The sequence below is a fragment of the Micromonospora sp. NPDC005173 genome (assembly GCF_040608515.1).
Lineage (GTDB): Bacteria > Actinomycetota > Actinomycetes > Mycobacteriales > Micromonosporaceae > Micromonospora.
The window spans coordinates 25,764-42,638 of record NZ_JBEXIK010000025.1 but is presented as its reverse complement, the minus strand read 5'-3'; the positions used below and the strand labels follow the sequence as shown (position 1 = coordinate 42,638).

Here is a 16,875-nt window from a genome sequence, read left to right as displayed (position 1 = left end):
GCGGCACGCCGACGCAGACGAGGGGTATCGCGGATGACGGCGCTCGACCTGACCCGGGCGGACTGGCGCACCAGCACGCGCAGCAGTGGCAACGGCAACTGCGTGGAGGTCGCGACAGCCGACGGTCAGGTCGCCGTCCGGGACAGCAAGGACCGCTCCGGCCCGGTGCTCGCCTTCGGCCCGTCGGCCTGGCTTACCTTCCTGCGCGGCGTCGGCGAGGTGCGCCGCAACTGACCCACCCGGGCCGGTGCGAGACTTGGCCGTGCTCTCTGACGTAACCCTGGACCTGCCGGTACGCCCGGTGCTGCCGACGCTGATCGCGGCGCTCGACGCGGCCGGCGCCGGGGTCCTGGTGGCTCCGCCGGGCACCGGCAAGACCACCCTCGCGCCGCTGGCCGTGGCCGACCGGGTGACCGGCCGGGTGGTGATCGCGCAACCCCGCCGGGTGGCCGCGCGCGCCGCCGCCCGGCGGATGGCCGAACTGCTCGGCGAGCGGGTCGGCGACCGTGTCGGCTACGCGGTACGCGGCGAGCGCCGGGTCAGCCCGGCCACGCGGGTGGAGGTGGTCACCACCGGCCTGCTGGTCCGCCGGCTGCACCACGACCCTGAGCTGCCCGGCACGGGCGCGGTGCTGCTCGACGAGTGCCACGAGCGACAACTCGACGCCGACCTCGCACTGGCCTTCACGGTGGAGGCGCGGGCCACCCTCCGGCCGGACCTGTGGCTGCTGGCGATGTCCGCCACCCCGGACACCGACCGCTTCGCCGCTCTGCTCGGCGGGCCCAGCCCGGCCCCGGTCGTACGGGCCGAGTCCGCGCTGCACCCCGTGCAGCGAATCTGGGCGCCGCCGCCCCGGCCGATCGCCCCGCCCGGAGCCGGTCCGGTGGACCGGTCCCTGCTCGACCATGTGGCGGCCACCGTCCGGCGGGCGCTGCGCGAGCACGACGGCGACGTGCTGGTCTTCCTGCCCGGAGCCGGCGAGATCGCGGCGGTCACCGGCCGACTGGCCGACCTGCGGGACACTGTCGCGCTGCTCCCGCTGCACGGCCGGCAACGCGGCGCCGAGCAGGACGCCGCCCTGCGTCCGGCAGATCGACGCCGCGTGGTGCTGGCCACCGCGCTGGCCGAGACCAGCCTGACCGTGCCGGGCGTCCGGGTGGTGGTGGACGCCGGACTGTCCCGGGTGCCCCGCATCGACCTGGCCCGCGGGCTCGGCGCGCTGATCACCGTGCCGGTCTCCCGAGCCGCCGCCACCCAGCGGGCCGGCCGGGCCGGCCGCGAGGCCCCCGGGTCCGTCTACCGCTGCTGGTCCGCGGCGACCCACGAGCGACTGCCCGCCCGGCCGGAGCCGGAGATCGCCACCGCCGACCTGACCGGCTTCGCGCTGGAGCTGGCCGCCTGGGGCCGGCCGGACGGCGTCGGGCTCGCCCTGCCCGACCCGCCACCGGCTGCGGCGATGGCGGTGGCCCGGGACACGCTGACCACCCTGGGCGCGGTCGACGCGGACGGCCGGATCACCGGGCGGGGGCGGGCCATCGCCGCCACCGGCGCGCACCCGCGGCTGGCCCGGGCTCTGCTCGACGGCGCCGGACGGGTCGGCGCCGACCGGACGGCCGAGGTGGTGGCCCTGCTCTCCGAGGAGAGCGCGGCCGGCCCGGGCGACGACCTGACCGCCGGCTGGCGCCGGCTGCGGACCGGGGTCGACCCGGCCGCGACCGCCCGCTGGCGAGGCGAGGTACGCCGGCTGCGCGCCGCGCTGCCCGCCGGCTCCACACCCGAGGGCCGTGGCGACGCCGACCGGGCCGCCCGAGCGAGCGGTCCGGGAGCCGGCGGACGTGCCGGCTCAGCTGGGCTGACCGACGACCTGGCCGCCGGGCTGCTGGTCGGGCTGGCGTACCCGGAACGGCTGGCCCGGGTCCGGCGGCCGGGCGGGTCCGCGTACCTGATGACCGGTGGGACCGCCGCGGAGCTGGCGGCCGGGTCGGGGCTGACCGGGTCCGACTGGCTGGCGGTGGCCGTCGCGGACCGCACCCCCGGCGCGCCCTCGGCGCGGATCCGCCGGGCCACGCCGCTGGACGAGGCGACGGCCCGCGAGGCCGCCGGGCCGCTGCTGTCCACGCGCCGGGAGGTCGGCTGGTCCGACGGAGACGTGGTGGCCCGGGAGGTGACCCGACTGGGCGCGATCGAGCTGCAGGAGCGCCGGCTGGACCGCCCGGACCGGGCGCAGGTGGCGGAGGCGCTGCTGACCGGTCTGCGCCAGGAAGGGCTGGGACTGCTGCCCTGGACGCCAGCGGCCCGGGCCCTGCGCGAGCGGTTGGCCTTCGGCCGGCACCACCTCGGCGCCGAGTGGCCGGACGTGGGCGACGAGGCGCTGCTCGCCACCGCGCCGACCTGGCTCGGCCCGGAGTTGGCCGCCGCCCGGCGCCGCGCCGACCTGGCCCGGGTGGACGTCGCCTCGGCGCTGCGCCGGCTGCTGCCGTGGAAGCAGGCCGCCCAACTGGACGAGTTGGCACCGGAGCGGATCGATGTGCCCAGTGGTTCACGGATCCGGGTGGACTACAGCGACCCGGCAGCGCCGGTGCTGGCGGTGAAGCTCCAGGAGACGTTCGGCTGGCCCGCGGCCCCCCGCATCGGCGACGGGCGGGTGCCGGTGCTGCTGCACCTGCTCTCCCCCGCCGGGCGGCCGGTGGCGGTCACCGCCGACCTGGCGTCGTTCTGGCGCACCGGCTATCCGCAGGTCCGCGCCGAGCTGCGCGGTCGCTACCCCCGGCACCCGTGGCCAGAGGACCCGGCTACCGCGACGCCCACCCGGCGGGCCACGCCACGCCGGCGCTGAACGCCGGTTACTCCTCCTCCACGTCGGCCACCACCACGGTGACGTTGTCCGGCCCACCGGCGTGCAGCGCCAGGTCGATCAGCTTGCCAGCACAGGCGGCGCGGTCCGGGTAGCCGGTGAGCACCTCGGCGAGGGTGTCCGGACGGACCACGTTGGAGAGCCCGTCGCTGCACAGCAGCCACCGGTCGCCGACCCGGGGCACCATCGTCGCGTAGGACGGGGAGACGTCGTCGCCCTGGAGCGCCTGGGTGACCACCGCCCGGCGCGGATGGCTGCTGGCCTGGTCCGCGGTGATCACGCCCTGGTCCACCAGCATCTGGACGAAGGTGTCGTCCCTGGTGACCTGCTTGAGCACGCCCTCGCGGAACAGGTAGGCCCGGGAGTCGCCGACGTGCGCGAGGGCCAGGCAGCTGCCGGTACGGGCGAAGAGCAGGGCGGTCAACGTGGTGCCCATGCCCTGGCGCTCCGGATCCTCGGCAACCGCCTGCCGGATCCGCGCGGTGGCCACCGCGATGCCGCCCTGGAGCGCGGCCACCAGGGCGTCCTCGGGGGTCTCCACGTCGAGCGGGGCGACCGCGTCGATGGTGAGCGCGCTGGCCAGGTCACCGGCCGCCATCCCGCCCATGCCGTCGGCGACGGCGACGAGCCAGGTCCCGGCGTGCAGGGCGTCCTGGTTTCCACTGCGGATCAGCCCACGGTCGCTCGTTCCCACGGAACGCAGCTTCAGGGTCATGGGAGGCAGCCTGCCAGGCGAAGGGCGCAGTTGTCTCTAGGAGATCAGGACGACGGGGCGTGGCGCGGCCAATCTCACGTGTCCGCAACGGCGCGTCGCGGCACCCCGGACCGGCGTCGTGCTGGCCGGCCGCCCTAGTCGGGCACCGAAAGCCATCCAGTCAGATCGATTGACATGCCTCTGACGCGCTGGAAACATCGAGCCGACACCTGGGAGCGCTCCCAGCTTCCGCCGCCACCGTTTCACTTCCCGTCCCGGAAGGACTCCCCCGTGACGCCATCCCGACGCCGCCTCCTGCTGGCCGCGGCGACCACCCTGGCCCTCACCGCCGCAGGCGCCGGCCCGGCCCACGCCGACCCGCCACCGGACGCCCCCGAGCAGATCGACAACGGCGACTTCAGCGGCGGCGTGAGCCCCTGGTTCTCCTTCGGCACCGGCGCGCTCGCGGTGACCGACGGCCGGCTCTGCACCACCGTCCCCGGCGGGCTGGCCAACCCGTGGGACGCCGGCATCGGCCAGGACGGCGTGCCGCTGATCGCCGGAGCCGAATACACCCTCGGCTTCGCCGTCTCCGCCACTCCCGGCACCGCGGTCAAGGCCGTCCTGCAGCTCGGCAGTGCCCCGTACACGACGTACGCCGCCGTGGACGCCACCGCGACCGGCACCGCCCAGCGGGTCGAGCAGACCTTCACCGTCCCGAACGACAACCCCGCCGCCCAGCTGATCTTCCAGGTCGGTGGCGCCGTCGAGACGCAGACCGTCTGCCTGGACGACGTCTCGCTGCGCGGCGGCGAGCCGCCCGAGCCGTACGAGCCGGACACCGGGCCACGGGTGCGGGTCAACCAGGTCGGCTACCTGCCCGGCGGCCCGAAGAACGCCACCGTGGTCACCACGGCCACCGAACCGCTGCCGTGGCAGTTGCGCTCGGCCGGCGGCGCGGTCCTGGCCAGCGGCACCACCACCGCCCGCGGCGTGGACGACGCCTCCGGGCAGAACGTGCAGACGGCCGACTTCTCCAGCTACCGCACCCCAGGCAGCGGGCTGACGCTGACCGTGGACGGCGAGACGAGTCACCCGTTCGACATCTCCGGCACCCTGTACGACCGGCTGCGCGCCGACTCGCTCCAGTTCTTCTACGCCCAGCGCAGCGGCATCGCCATCGACGGCGACCTGATCGGCGACGAGTACGCCCGACCCGCCGGCCACCTCGGCGTGGCACCCAACCAGGGCGACACCAGCGTGCCCTGCCAACCGGGCATCTGCGACTACTCCCTGGACGTGCGCGGCGGCTGGTACGACGCCGGCGACCACGGCAAGTACGTGGTCAACGGCGGCATCGCCACCTACCAACTGCTGAACACCTTCGAGCGGACCAGAACGGCGGCCACCGCGGCCGGCGGCACCGGGTTGGCCGACGGCACACTGCGGGTACCCGAGCGCGCCAACGGCGTACCGGACATCCTCGACGAGGCCCGCTGGGAGTTGGAGTTCCTGCTGCGCATGCAGGTGCCCGCAGGCCAGCCGCTCGCCGGAATGGCGCACCACAAGATCCACGACCGGAACTGGACCGGGCTGCCGCTCGCCCCCCACGACGACCCGCAGCCCCGCGAGCTGCACCCGCCGTCGACCGCAGCCACCCTCAACCTGGCCGCCACCGCCGCCCAGTGCGCACGGCTCTACGCCCCCTACGACGCGGCGTTCTCGGGCCGCTGCGCCACCGCCGCGACGACGGCCTACGCCGCGGCCAAGGCCCATCCAGCGGTGTACGCCAGCCCCACCGACGGCACCGGCGGCGGCGCGTACGACGACTCGACCGTCACCGACGAGTTCTACTGGGCGGCGGTCGAGCTGTACCTGAGCACCGGCACGCAGACCTACCTGAGCGACCTGACCGCCTCGCCGCACCACACCGGGGACGTGTTCGGCCCGCAGGGCTTCGGCTGGCAGAGCACCGCCGCGCTCGGCCGCCTCGACCTGGCCACCGTGCCGAACGGGCTACCCGCCGCCGAGCTGACCCGGGTCCGCGCCTCGGTCACCGCCGCCGCCGACGCGTACCTCGCCGAGTTGCGCCGGCAGGCGTACGGGCTGCCGATGCCCGGGGACGCCGGCAGCTACTTCTGGGGCGCCAACAGCAACATCATCAACAACGCCGTCGTGCTGGCCACCGCCTTCGACCTGACCGGCGACGCCGACTACCGCGACGGCGCCGTGCAGGCGATGGACTACCTGCTCGGCCGCAACGCGCTGAACATCTCCTACGTCACCGGGTGGGGCGAGCACGCGGCGGAGAACCAGCACAGCCGGATCTTCGGCCATCAGCTCGACCCGAACCTGCCGAACCCACCCGCCGGCTCCCTCGCCGGTGGCGCGAACGCCGCCCTCCAGGACCCGTTCGCGGCGCAACTGCTCGCCGGCTGCGAGCCGATGTTCTGCTATGTCGACGACATCAACTCGTACGCGACCAACGAGGTGGCGATCAACTGGAACTCGGCGCTGGCCTGGATCGCCTCGTTCCTGGCCGACCAGGGTGACGCCGGCTCGGTGCCGGCCACCACCTGCGCGGTCCGCTACACCAACTACGGCGCCTGGCACGGCGGGACCGGGTTCACCGCACAGCTGACCGTGCGCAACACCGGCGCCACGGCCGTCAACGGCTGGAGCGTGCGATTCGCGTTCACCGGGGACCAGCGGGTACGCGAGGCGTGGCTGGCGAAGGTCACCCAGTCCGGCGCGACGGTGACCGCGCGCAACGAGTCGTACAACGCCCGGATCGTGCCCGGCGGCACCGTGACGTTCGGCTTCAACGCGACCACCGGCGGCGGCGCCAACCCCAACCCGGGCCTGGTCACCGTCAACGGGGCGCCCTGCACCCTCTCCTGACCCCGACTCCTGGTGGCCGTCCGCTGTGGGCGGCCACCAGCGGGGGCCTCGGGCCGCTGGCGGTCATCGTGTCTTTCGGCTGGCGCTTTCGAGCTGATGACGTGAACGACTCACCGAACACGCAAGAAACCCCGTTGGCCCTGCCCGCCCCGTGAGCCATTGTGAGGGCCGTGGATGGCGGCGAACTGACCGACGCGGAACGTCGGGTGTGGGCGGCGATGCCGGCAGGGACGCGGGCTGCGCTGGCCGGCCTGTCCGGCGCGGACCTGCGTACCCTGCTGCTGGGCGTGGCCAGGTCGAGGCGGCCGCGCGTCGCCGCCGACGTAGCGAGGTGCACATTGCCGCCGCCCATCGTGTGCTGCGGGCGCAGGACTTCGGCACCGGCGCGTCGGCGCACTTCCGGCTCTTCGCCCTGTTGTCCAGCGCCCGCGACGCGGGTTCGGGCGTCACAGAGGCCCGGCTACTGATCCGGCACCTCACCTACTGGAGGACCGTCCTCGCCGAGCTGACACCCGCAGCAGCGCCCCAGCTGCACATCACGGTCTTCGACGACCGGTTCGTCCGGGAGCGACTGGCCGACACCGTCCGACCGGCACTCGACGGGGGCGGTGCGGCTCGTGGATGAGCCGGAGCGGACGCGCGGTCGCGGCTACTACACCGGTTGTGCCCCACGGATCACCGTCCTGGGCGGCAGCCTGGAAGTCGGCGACGGCGGCCTCACCGACTGGACCGCCCGGCTGAGCGGCGACGCCAAGGAACGCTGCCTCGTCTCCTGCATGGCCACCGAACGCCGCGTTGACTACGCGGACCGCTGAGCCCGCCTGGCACAAACGCCAACACCTCCCGCGCCCGACCCACCGATGAGTACCCAGAACCGCGACCGGGCGGCTGCGCCTTCCCATGCTGCGACCGCCCGCCGCGCTGGTGCGACGCCCACCACATCCAGCGCTGGGCGTCACCGTAACGCCGGTCAGGGGCGATGTGACCGACCTCGCGTCGTTCGGGACTGCCGGCTCCGCCCAGCCTGCCTAGCGTCGGCACCATGACTGCCAACGGGGACATAACCTTCGATCTGGACACCGAGAGCGTTGAGCTGACCAAGGAGGTCCCGGCCACCCTGCCCTGCCGGCGCTGATGCGGGACATGTCGCCGCTTCCCCCGTCCGGGCGGCTGCGCACCCTCTCCCTCGCCACCCTGGCGAACTCCGTCGGCGCGGGGCTGTGGCTGACCGGCGCGGCTCTCTACCTCACCCGGGTCGTGGGACTCTCCGCTGTCCAGGTGGGCGCCGGGCTCAGCGTCGCAGGGCTGGTCGGGCTGACCGCCAGCGTGCCGCTCGGCGGGCTCGCGGACCGGCGCGACCCGCGTACGTTGCGAGCCGTCCTGCAGGTGCTCCAGGCGGCGGTTGCCGCGGCGTACCTGCTGGTCGGCTCGTTCCCGATGTTCCTGGTCGTCGCGGTGCTCGAGCTGCTGTTGACCTCTGGCAACCTAGCGGTCCGCGCCGCGCTGGTCGCCGCCGTTGCCGGCCCGCAGGGGCGGGTGCACGCCTTCGCCACGCTGCGGGCGGTGGCGAACCTGGGCATCGCGCTCGGGGCGGGGCTGGCCGGGTTCGCGCTGGCCGCCGACACGCATCTGGCGTACCAGATCCTGGTGGCAGGCAACGCGGCCAGCTATCTGGTGTCGGCGGCGCTGCTGTTGCGGCTGCCGGCCTTCCCGCCGCCCCCGCACCCCGCGACGGCCGCTGCTCTCCGCCGGGGTCGTCCGCTGCACAACGGCCGCTTCCTCGCGGTGAGCGGTGCGTCGGCGGTGCTCGCCCTCCACCAGACGGTACTCACGCTGGTGGTGCCGCTCTGGGCGGTGACCCTGGTCGCGGCGCCTCCGCCCGTCGTGTCGGCTGTGCTGCTGACCAACACGCTGCTCACAGTACTGCTGGCGGTGCGGCTGAGCCGGGGCGCGGACGCCGCAGCCCCGGCGGCCCGGAAGATGCGCCGGGCTGGCCTGGTGCTGGCCGCCGCGATGCTGCTGTACGCGGCCACCGCCACCCTGCCCACCGCTTCGGCGGTCACGCTGTTGCTGGTCGCCACCGTCGTCTACACCGTCGGCGATCTGTGGCACAGCACCGCCGGGGCCGGTCTCGCCTACGATCTCGCTCCGCCGGACGCGGTCGGCGCGTACCAGGGTGCCGATGGGATGCTCGCCGGTCTGGCCCGCGCCGTCGCCCCGGCCCTGCTGACGCTGGTGGTGCTCGACGGCGGTGTGCCCGGCTGGCTGGCCGTCGGCGGGCTCTTCGCCGTGGTGGGCCTGGCCATCCCGGCGCTGACCCGGTGGGCGTTGGCCACCCGCCCAGGGTGTAGCAGCATGGTGGGCGTGACCGACCAGCAGAGCATCATCACCATTCGCCCCGGTGGTCCCGACGACGCCGCGACCGTGCTGCGGCTGCTCGACGGCGCTACCGCCTGGCTGGCGGCGCGCGGCCGGACGGGTCAGTGGGGCACCGAGCCGGCGTCGACGGATCCACGCCGGATCGCCCAGGCCGACGGCTGGGCCTCGGGCGGCGGCCTGCACCTGGCGATGCGCGACGACCGCCCGGTCGGCGCCCTGGTGGTCGGCGCCGCCAGCGACGACGTGCCCCCGGCCACCGAGCCGGAACTCTACGTGCGGCTGTTGGTCACCGACCGGGAGCACGCCGGCCTGGGGATCGGGGCGCGGCTGCTGGAGTACGCCGCGGAACTGGCCCGGTCGCGGGGGCTGGGGCTGCTCCGGGTGGACTGCTACGGCGGCGACGATCGGGCGCTGGTCCGCTTCTATGAGCGCTGCAGCTTCACCACTACCGACTCGTTCACTGTCGCGCGACCGGGACGGGACCCGTGGCCCGGGCAGTTCCTCGTCCGTCGGCTCGGCTGAGGACTCGTCCCGACGCTGACGGCCGGGCCGCCTCCAGTCGTCGGGCCCGTCAGCCGATCTCTTCGTCGACGTAGCACCAGCGCCAGGTCTCGCCGGGCTGCACCGACTGGATCACCGGGTGGCTGGTGGACTCGAAGTGCTTCGTCGCGTGCTGGTTCGGTGACGAGTCGCAGCAGCCGACGTGCCCGCAGGTCAGGCAGGCTCGCAGGTGCACCCAGTCGGCGTCTCCGATGGCGACGCAGTCCGGGCATTCCTCGGTGGTGCCCGACTCCACGGCGCCGGCCTCGGTCAGGTGCTGACAGCTCACTTCTCGACCTCCTGCCGCAGCAACGACTCTTCCAGGTCCAGGTCACGATAGGCCCGCACCAGCACCTCCTCGGGGATCCGACCGGCGTCCCGGGCAGCCCGGAAGACGTCCCGCTCGGCGTCGATCATCTCTTGTCGAAGCCGACCGTACGCCTGGGACGGGGTCTCCCGCTCGGCGCCACCGAGGCGTTCCCAGGCCAGGTTCGTGCGGTCGTCCAGCGCCCGGCGCAGCCGGTCCACCACCGCCGCCGGTGCGTCGGCGGCCAGCGCGTCGAGGCGGTCCCGGGCGGCCCGGCTGGCCTGCTGCTGCACCCCGGCGGCCGACAGCGCGTCCTGCACCGGGTCGTCCTGCGGCAGCTTCAGCCGGCGGGCGACCAGCGGCAGCGTGGCTCCCTGGCCGACCAGGGTGACCACGATCACCGCGAAGGCCAACCAGATGAACAGCGCCCGGGGGTAGGGCGCGTCGTCGGCCAGGGTCAGCGGCAGGGCCAGCGCGGCGGCCAGGGTCACCACGCCACGCATCCCGGCCCAGCCGATGATGATCGGGAACTTCGGCGACGGGGTCTCGTCCCGGCGGCGGATCCGGGGCACCAGCCGGGCCAGGTAGGTGGCCGGGAAGAGCCAGACGAACCGGGTGAGGAAGACCGTGGCGAGCACCGCGAGGGTGATCGTGATGAGCGAGCCGATCGGCTCGTCGAGGTCCCGCAGCACCTCCCGCAGTTGGAGGCCGACCAGGAGGAACACCAGCCCTTCCAGCAGGAACCGGGCCAGTCGCCAGAACGCCCCGACCTGCAACCGGGAGGCCGCCGACAGCAACTGGGGCAGCTTGTGACCGAGTGCCAGCCCGGTGACCACCACCGCGACCACGCCGGAGGAGTGCACCGCCTCGGCGGCGAACACGACCGCGAACGGGATGATCAACGACAGCGCGTTGTCCAGCAGTGGGTCGTTGATCCGCCGGTGTAGGAAGCCGAAGACCACCGCACCGAGGGCGCCGATCAGGATGCCGCCGCCGGTGGCCCGCAGCACCTCGATGGCGACCTCGGCGGTGCCGACCGCCGAGCCGATGGTGGCCAGCGTCGCGACCCGCAGCAGCACCAGCGCGGTGGCGTCGTTGACCAGGCTCTCCCCCTCCAGGATGGTGACCACCCGACGGGGTAGGCCGACCCGCCGGGCGACCGCCGTGGCGGCCACCGCGTCCGGCGGGGCGACCACCGCGCCGAGGGCCAGGCAGATCGCGAACGGCACCTGCGGCAGCAGCAGGTGCAGCACGAGTCCGACCACGAACGCGGTGAACAGCACCAGGCCGACGGCGAGCAGCAGGATCGGCCGGATGTTGTTCTTGAACGCCGGCACCGAGGTTTCCAGCGCGGCGACGTAGAGCAGCGGCGGCAGGATGCCGACCAGCACCAGCTCCGGGTCGAGCCGGACCTGCGGGAAGCCCGGCACGAAGGAGAGCGCCAGGCCGAGTACGACCAGCAGGATCGGCGCGAGCAGGCCGAGCCGGCGGGCCAGCGCCGCGCCCAGGGTGGCGATCGCCAGGAAGACGACGACCGGAAACAGGCTCTCCATGGGTACGAGCCTAGGGGTCCGGGGGCCGGACCCCGATCAGCCGCCCGGGCGCAGCTTCGGCAGCACCTCGGCGCCGAACGCGTCGATGAACCCTCGCTGCTCCTGCCCGACGTGGTGCAGGGCGATCTGGTCGAAGCCGAGCTCCAGGTACTCCTCCAGCCAGCCGACGTGCCGGCCGAGGTCGGCCGAGACGTTCACCACCTCGGCGACCCGCTGGGCCGGTACGTCGGCCGAGACCATGTCGAAGTGCTCGGCGGTCTCCAGATCCCAGCAGACCGGCGGGGCGAAGACGTTGCTGCGCCACTGGTCGTACGCGATTGCTTCGGCCTGTGCCTGCTCCGGTGCCCAGCTGACGTGGACCTGCAGGTGCAGTGGCCCGCGCCCGCCAGCGTCCCGGTACGCGTCGATCATCTCGCGGAGGTGCGCCACCGGCGCGTTCACCGTGATCAGCCCGTCCGCCCACTCGGCGCACCAGCGGGCGGTGGCCATGCTGACCGCGGCACCGACCAGCGCCGGTGGCTCCTCGGGGCGGGTCCACAGCCGGGCGCGGTCCACCCGGACCAGGCCGTCGTGGCTGACCTCCTCGCCGGCCAGCAGCGCCCGGATCACGTCCACGCACTCGCGCAGCCGCGCCGCGCGTACGTCCTTGCGTGGCCATGGATCACCGGTGATGTGCTCGTTGCTGGCCTCACCGGTACCCAGCGCGGCCCAGAACCGGCCCGGGTACATCGCGCCGAGCGTGCCGATGGCCTGCGCGATGATCGCCGGGTGGTAGCGCTGGCCAGGGGCGTTGACCACGCCGAACGACATGCCGGTGGCCTGCAACGCGGCACCCAGCCAGGACCAGGCGAAGCCCGATTCGCCCTGCCGGACGCTCCACGGGGAGAAGTGATCCGAGCACATGGCGGCGTCGAAGCCGGCCCGCTCGGCGTGCATCACCGCCTCCAGCAGGGCACGGGGGTGGATCTGCTCATGGGACGCGTGAAACCCGAACACCGTCATGGGCGCACTTCCTACCCACGACGGCGTCCGGTTGAACCGCCCCGCTCCGGCCGCCCGGTCCGCGCCGGTTACTCGGCGTGCGCGCCGGCGCCGGCCGACGCGGCGCCCTCGCCCACCCAGACCGTCTTGGTGTTGCAGAACTCCCGCATGCCCAGCGCGGACAGCTCCCGGCCGTAGCCGGAGTTCTTCACGCCGCCGAACGGCAGCTCCGGGAAGGAGGTGGTCATCCCGTTGATGAAGACGTTGCCGGCGTCCAGGTCGGTGGCGAAGCGCTCCTGCTCGGCCGGGTCCCGGGTCCAGGCGTTCGAGCCGAGCCCGAACGCGGTGCCGTTGGCCACCTCGATCGCCTCCTCGTACGACGACACCCGGTACAGGCCGGCGACCGGGCCGAAGACCTCCTCGCTCCACATCCGCATCTGCGGCGTGAGGTCGGTGACCACCGTCGGTGGGTAGAACCAGCCGTCACCGGGCGGCAGCTCGCCGCCGCAGAGCACGGTCGCGCCGTTGTCCACGGCGTCGCGCACCTGGGCGTGCACCTCGTCGCGACCGCCCTGGCTGGCCAACGGTCCCACGTCGGTGTCCGGGTCCATCGGGTCGCCGACCCGCAGCGCCGCCATGTTCGCGGCGAACTTCTCCGCGAAGGCGTCGAACACGTCGGTGTGCACGATGAACCGCTTGGCGGCGATGCAGGACTGGCCGTTGTTCTGGCAGCGGGCGGTGGTGGCCACCTCGGCGGCCCGGTCCACGTCGGCCGAGGGCATCACCACGAACGGGTCGCTGCCACCCAGCTCCAGCACGGTCTTCTTCAGCTCCCGGCCGGCGACCTGGGCGATGGAACGGCCGGCGCGCTCGCTGCCGGTGAGCGTGGCGGCGCGTACCCGGGGGTCGCTGAGGATCCGGTCGACGGCGTCCGAACCGACCAGCACGGCGGTGAACGCCCCCTCCGGGAAGCCGGCCCGACGGAACACGTCCTCCAACAGCATCGCGGTCTGCGGCACGTTCGAGGCGTGCTTGAGCAGGCCGGTGTTGCCGGCCATCAGTGCCGGTGCGGCGAAGCGGATCACCTGCCAGAGCGGGAAGTTCCACGGCATCACCGCGAGCACCGCACCGATCGGCTGGTAGCGGATGAACGCCCGGGTCGCCTTGACCGCCGTGGCGTCGGCCGGCTCGTCGGCGAGGAACGACGGCGCCTGGTCGGCGTAGAACCGGCAGGCGGAGGCGCACTTGGTCACCTCGGCCTGCGCCGCGATGTACGTCTTGCCCATCTCCGTGGTCATGATCCGGGCGATCTCGTCCCGGTCGGCCTCCAGCAGGTCGGCCGCGGCGTTCATCCACCGGGCGCGCTGGCCGACGGTGGTCTCGCGAAGCTGCTGGTGCGCGAGGTCGGTGCGCTCGATGGCGGCGTCGAGCTGCTCGGTGGACATCGCCTCGTAGGTCTTGAGCACCTGTCCGGTGGCGGGGTTGGTGGTGGCGATGGGCATCTCGTCCTCCTGTCACTCGAACAGCGAGTGCTTGACGCCCGGCTCCTCGCGGTGGCGGGCGGCGCGGCGGCGCTGGATCACGACCAGGTCGACCACGGCGACCACGGCGAAGATCGCGCAGACCACGCCGAGCCAGGCGATGCCGGCCCAGAACGCCAACACCGCGAAGAGCGCCATGATCACCAACCCGAAGCCGGCGAGGGTGAGTCGGAGGTTGAGCGCGCTGTTCGCGTGGCCGACCGTGCCGCGGGCACGCCGGGGCTGCGATCTCGTCATGCCCTCCGACCTACCCCAGATCGCCAGCGTTAACCGGCCCCGGGCACCCCGGTCGGTCGCGCCACCGGGTGCGTCGGTGTGCTCGGTTACACCCGTTCGCCCCACGGCCCCGCCGACCGCAGGATGGACGCATGCCCATGACCCAGACCGTGCCGGTGACCGTCGCCATCGCCCGGCGCGCCGATCCGGCCCGGGCCAGCGAGATGGTGGCCTGGATGCGGGCCGGCACGGCGCTGGCCGAGGCGTTTCCCGGGTTCCTCGGCGCCGGCTGGGTGCAGAGCGGTCCGGGCTCGGCGGATTGGCACATGCTCTACCGCTTCGCCGACGCCGAGACGCTGCACCGGTGGGAGGAGTCGCCGCAACGGCGCTGGTGGCTCAGCTCGGCGCAGGGCATCGTCGAGCACACCCGGGTCGAGCGGCGCACCGGGATCGAGGGCTGGTTCGACCCGCCGCTGGAGCACTGGGTGGAACTGGTCGAGCCGATCCCGCCGGCGTCGCCGCCGAGATGGAAACAGGCGGTGACCATCTGGCTGGCGTTCTTCCCGCTGAGTCTCACCGCCACCCTGCTGACCACCCGGTTTCTCGCCGACGTGCCGCTGGCGGCCCGGGTGCTGCTGATGACGCTCTGCCTGACCCCGCTGATGACCTACCTGGTGCTGCCGCAGATCACCCGGGCGCTGCACTGGTGGCTGCACGGCCAGCCATGGCCCGCGTCGACGTGGCGGCGATCATCCAACCGTCCCGCCAGGCGCCCGGGCGGCATGCACAAAGGAGCGTGATACCTGTGAGGCATATTGATGACTCACAGGTATCACGCTCATTGGGACAGGTGGTCAGACGCGCCGTAGCACGCCCGAGGCGGCCATACCGACGCTCTGCCGCATACCCGACAGCAACTTCCCGACAAACCACGTCCTGCGCATAGAGTTACCGCGCTGTCGCTCTGTGCCGCGAAGACGGGGGATGTCATGCCTCGACGCTGGGTCGCCGCCCTGGCCTGTCTCGCGGCGCTGGTCGCGCTGGCCTGCGAGGGTGGCACCTCGGCGACACCCCGCCCGACCAAGGGCACCCCGCAGCCCGGCGGGCCGGGCGGCATCGCCGCGCTCGGCGACTCGATCAGCACCGGCTTCGCCTCCTGCCTGGTGCTCACCTCCTGCGAGCGCAACTCCTGGTCCACCGGGGACGGCCTGCGGGTGCGGAGCCACTACCGGCGGCTACTCGACCAGGACTCCGCGATTCGCGGCCGGACGTACAACCACGCCCGGCCGGGTGCCCGCGCCGACGCGCTGGAGGGCCAGGCGAAGGCAGCGGTACGCGACCGCGCCGACTACGTCACCGTGCTGATCGGCGCCAACGACGTCTGCCGGGGCGGGGTGGACGCGATGACACCGGTGGCGCAGTTCCGGGCCGACGTCGACCGGGGCCTGCGGGTGCTGCGGACCGGCCGGCCGAAGGCCCGGGTGCTGGTGGTGAGCATCCCCGACCTGAACCGGCTCTGGGAGGTCGGGCACGGCGACTCCCGGGCGGTACGCGCCTGGCGGCGGGGCGTCTGCCCGGCCCTGCTGGCCGAGGCGACCTCGACGGCGCCCGCCGACCGGGCCCGCCGGGCCGCCGTCCGGGACCGGATCGACGCGTACAACGCCCAGTTGGTGGCCGCGTGCCGGGCGTACGGCTCGCGCTGCCGGCACGACGGCGGCGCGGTGCACAAGGTCCGGTTCACGCTCGACATGTTGAACCCGCTGGACTGGTTCCATCCCAACGTCACCGGGCAGGGCCGGCTCGCCGACGTCACCTGGCGCTCCTCCGGCCTGGCCGACTGACCGGCCCCCACGCCCTCGGACGATCGCGGGGGTGCCGGTCAGGGGTGGCGGGGTTCCGGCACGGTGCTGCGCGGGCGGTAGAGAGCCCGGGAGCGCGCCGCCAACTCCTTGGTGGCCGACGAGTTGGCCCAGGTGCCGAGCACGATCGCGGCACCGGGCACGATCTTGGCGACCATCCGCTTGGCCGCCCGGACGCCGGCCATCTGGGCCAGCCGGACGCCCAGCTTCAGCATGACGTGGCCGAGCGGGCGCTGGCGCCCGCCCAGGCCGAAGAGCGCGTCGGCGCGTTCCCGGCCGGCGGCTACCCCGAGCGCCAGCCGGGCGCTCTCGGCGACCTTGTGCACCCGCTGGAGCACCAGCAGGTCGGTGGCCCGGTCGGTGTGCAGCGGGTCGACGTCGTAGGCGGCGGCGATGTGCAGCACCATCCGCGCCTGGGTCCAGGCCAGCACGCCCACGTCGAGCACGGCGCCGGGCAGCCCGGCCGCGCCGGAGACCGCACCGGAGAGGCGGGCCAGGTTGACGAACTTGCGGGCCGCCTGGTCGGCCAGGGCATCGGCCGAGACACCGGGCTGATCGGCCCGGGCCCGGCTGGCCCACTGCGCGGCCTCCGGGGCGAGCCGGCGCACCGCCTCCAGGGCGAGGTGCTCCGGGGCGTACTGCGGATCGTCACGCATCCGGTCCCAGAGCCGGGCCGGCGGGCCCTCGGGAGCGTCCGCCGGCCCGGCCGGCAGGCCGGCGGACGGTTGGGGGGTGGGTGCGGCGGGCGGGCCGCCGACGGGTGGGGTGTCGGTCACCGGGTCTCCCCAGGGGGTCGGTACGGCGGGCAGGACGGCCGGTGGAAGGGTCAGCGCCGGCGGTTGGACAGCCGGGCCGCCAACCCCTTGAGCTTCTGCTGGTTGCCGGGCTTGGCCATCTCGCGCCGGCCCCGGTCGACCAACTGCTGCCCCTTCGGCGATCTCAGAAATGCGCTGATCCGCTGCATTAGTGACATAACGTCCTCCTGTCGGTGATCCCTCTGTCATGTGTACCCCGAACCCGCAATGGATGTACCCGGGACGCGACAGGCTC

General features: G+C 73.8%; 16 protein-coding genes. 8 read left to right on the top strand and 8 right to left on the bottom strand.

Annotated features, from left to right (window positions below):
* Positions 1-33: 33 nt before the first annotated feature.
* Positions 34-234, top strand: a complete 201-nt coding sequence (locus tag ABZV00_RS24470; protein ID WP_355609937.1) for a DUF397 domain-containing protein — start codon at positions 34-36, stop codon at positions 232-234.
* A gap of 28 nt (positions 235-262) precedes the next feature.
* Positions 263-2,836 carry an ATP-dependent helicase HrpB gene (gene hrpB / locus ABZV00_RS24465; RefSeq protein WP_355609935.1) on the top strand — a complete coding sequence of 858 codons (2,574 nt, stop codon included), beginning with the start codon at positions 263-265 and terminating at the stop codon, positions 2,834-2,836.
* Positions 2,837-2,843: 7 nt separating this feature from the next.
* Here the strand turns inward: hrpB and ABZV00_RS24460 are convergent, their stop codons facing one another.
* On the bottom strand, positions 2,844-3,569 hold the full coding sequence (locus tag ABZV00_RS24460) for a protein phosphatase 2C domain-containing protein (RefSeq protein ID WP_355609933.1): 726 nt from the start codon (positions 3,567-3,569) through the stop codon (positions 2,844-2,846).
* A 270-nt stretch (positions 3,570-3,839) separates the two neighbouring features.
* Between ABZV00_RS24460 and ABZV00_RS24455 the strand changes: the two genes are divergently transcribed.
* From ABZV00_RS24455 to ABZV00_RS24440, 4 genes are all read left to right on the top strand, one after another.
* On the top strand, positions 3,840-6,449 hold the full coding sequence (locus ABZV00_RS24455; RefSeq protein ID WP_355609931.1) for a glycoside hydrolase family 9 protein: 2,610 nt from the start codon (positions 3,840-3,842) through the stop codon (positions 6,447-6,449).
* 331 nt (positions 6,450-6,780) lie between these two features.
* Positions 6,781-7,074 carry a hypothetical protein gene (locus tag ABZV00_RS24450; protein WP_355609929.1) on the top strand — a complete coding sequence of 98 codons (294 nt, stop codon included), beginning with the start codon at positions 6,781-6,783 and terminating at the stop codon, positions 7,072-7,074.
* On the top strand, positions 7,067-7,264 hold the full coding sequence (locus tag ABZV00_RS24445) for a hypothetical protein (protein ID WP_355609927.1): 198 nt from the start codon (positions 7,067-7,069) through the stop codon (positions 7,262-7,264). The genes ABZV00_RS24450 and ABZV00_RS24445 overlap by 8 nt, the downstream gene beginning before the upstream one ends.
* A gap of 328 nt (positions 7,265-7,592) precedes the next feature.
* Complete coding sequence (locus ABZV00_RS24440) at positions 7,593-9,350, top strand: MFS transporter (RefSeq protein ID WP_355609925.1); 1,758 nt, start codon at positions 7,593-7,595, stop codon at positions 9,348-9,350.
* A 49-nt stretch (positions 9,351-9,399) separates the two neighbouring features.
* Here the strand turns inward: ABZV00_RS24440 and ABZV00_RS24435 are convergent, their stop codons facing one another.
* The 5 genes from ABZV00_RS24435 to ABZV00_RS24415 form a co-directional block, all read right to left on the bottom strand.
* Positions 9,400-9,657 carry a UBP-type zinc finger domain-containing protein gene (locus tag ABZV00_RS24435; protein WP_355609923.1) on the bottom strand — a complete coding sequence of 86 codons (258 nt, stop codon included), beginning with the start codon at positions 9,655-9,657 and terminating at the stop codon, positions 9,400-9,402.
* On the bottom strand, positions 9,654-11,228 hold the full coding sequence (locus ABZV00_RS24430; protein ID WP_355609921.1) for a Na+/H+ antiporter: 1,575 nt from the start codon (positions 11,226-11,228) through the stop codon (positions 9,654-9,656). Before ABZV00_RS24430 ends, ABZV00_RS24435 begins: the two co-directional genes overlap by 4 nt.
* 36 nt (positions 11,229-11,264) lie before the next feature.
* Positions 11,265-12,230, bottom strand: coding sequence for a TIGR03885 family FMN-dependent LLM class oxidoreductase (locus ABZV00_RS24425; protein WP_355609919.1), 966 nt, complete (start codon positions 12,228-12,230; stop codon positions 11,265-11,267).
* Between the two features lie 68 nt (positions 12,231-12,298).
* Positions 12,299-13,711, bottom strand: a complete 1,413-nt coding sequence (locus ABZV00_RS24420) for an NADP-dependent succinic semialdehyde dehydrogenase (protein ID WP_328425780.1) — start codon at positions 13,709-13,711, stop codon at positions 12,299-12,301.
* A gap of 12 nt (positions 13,712-13,723) precedes the next feature.
* Positions 13,724-13,987 (bottom strand): DUF6343 family protein, encoded by a 264-nt coding sequence (locus tag ABZV00_RS24415; protein ID WP_328425778.1) that lies wholly within the window; start codon positions 13,985-13,987, stop codon positions 13,724-13,726.
* A 131-nt stretch (positions 13,988-14,118) separates the two neighbouring features.
* Between ABZV00_RS24415 and ABZV00_RS24410 the strand changes: the two genes are divergently transcribed.
* Entirely contained in the window at positions 14,119-14,766 is a 648-nt protein-coding gene (locus tag ABZV00_RS24410; RefSeq protein ID WP_355609917.1) for an antibiotic biosynthesis monooxygenase, read from the top strand.
* 189 nt (positions 14,767-14,955) lie between these two features.
* On the top strand, positions 14,956-15,807 hold the full coding sequence (locus tag ABZV00_RS24405; protein WP_355609915.1) for a GDSL-type esterase/lipase family protein: 852 nt from the start codon (positions 14,956-14,958) through the stop codon (positions 15,805-15,807).
* A gap of 38 nt (positions 15,808-15,845) precedes the next feature.
* On the opposite strand, the gene ABZV00_RS24400 is transcribed toward ABZV00_RS24405, so the two are convergent.
* Entirely contained in the window at positions 15,846-16,601 is a 756-nt protein-coding gene (locus ABZV00_RS24400) for an EcsC family protein (RefSeq protein ID WP_328425772.1), read from the bottom strand.
* A 50-nt stretch (positions 16,602-16,651) separates the two neighbouring features.
* Positions 16,652-16,798 carry a hypothetical protein gene (locus ABZV00_RS24395; RefSeq protein ID WP_355609913.1) on the bottom strand — a complete coding sequence of 49 codons (147 nt, stop codon included), beginning with the start codon at positions 16,796-16,798 and terminating at the stop codon, positions 16,652-16,654.
* Between the last annotated feature and the right edge of the window lie 77 nt (positions 16,799-16,875).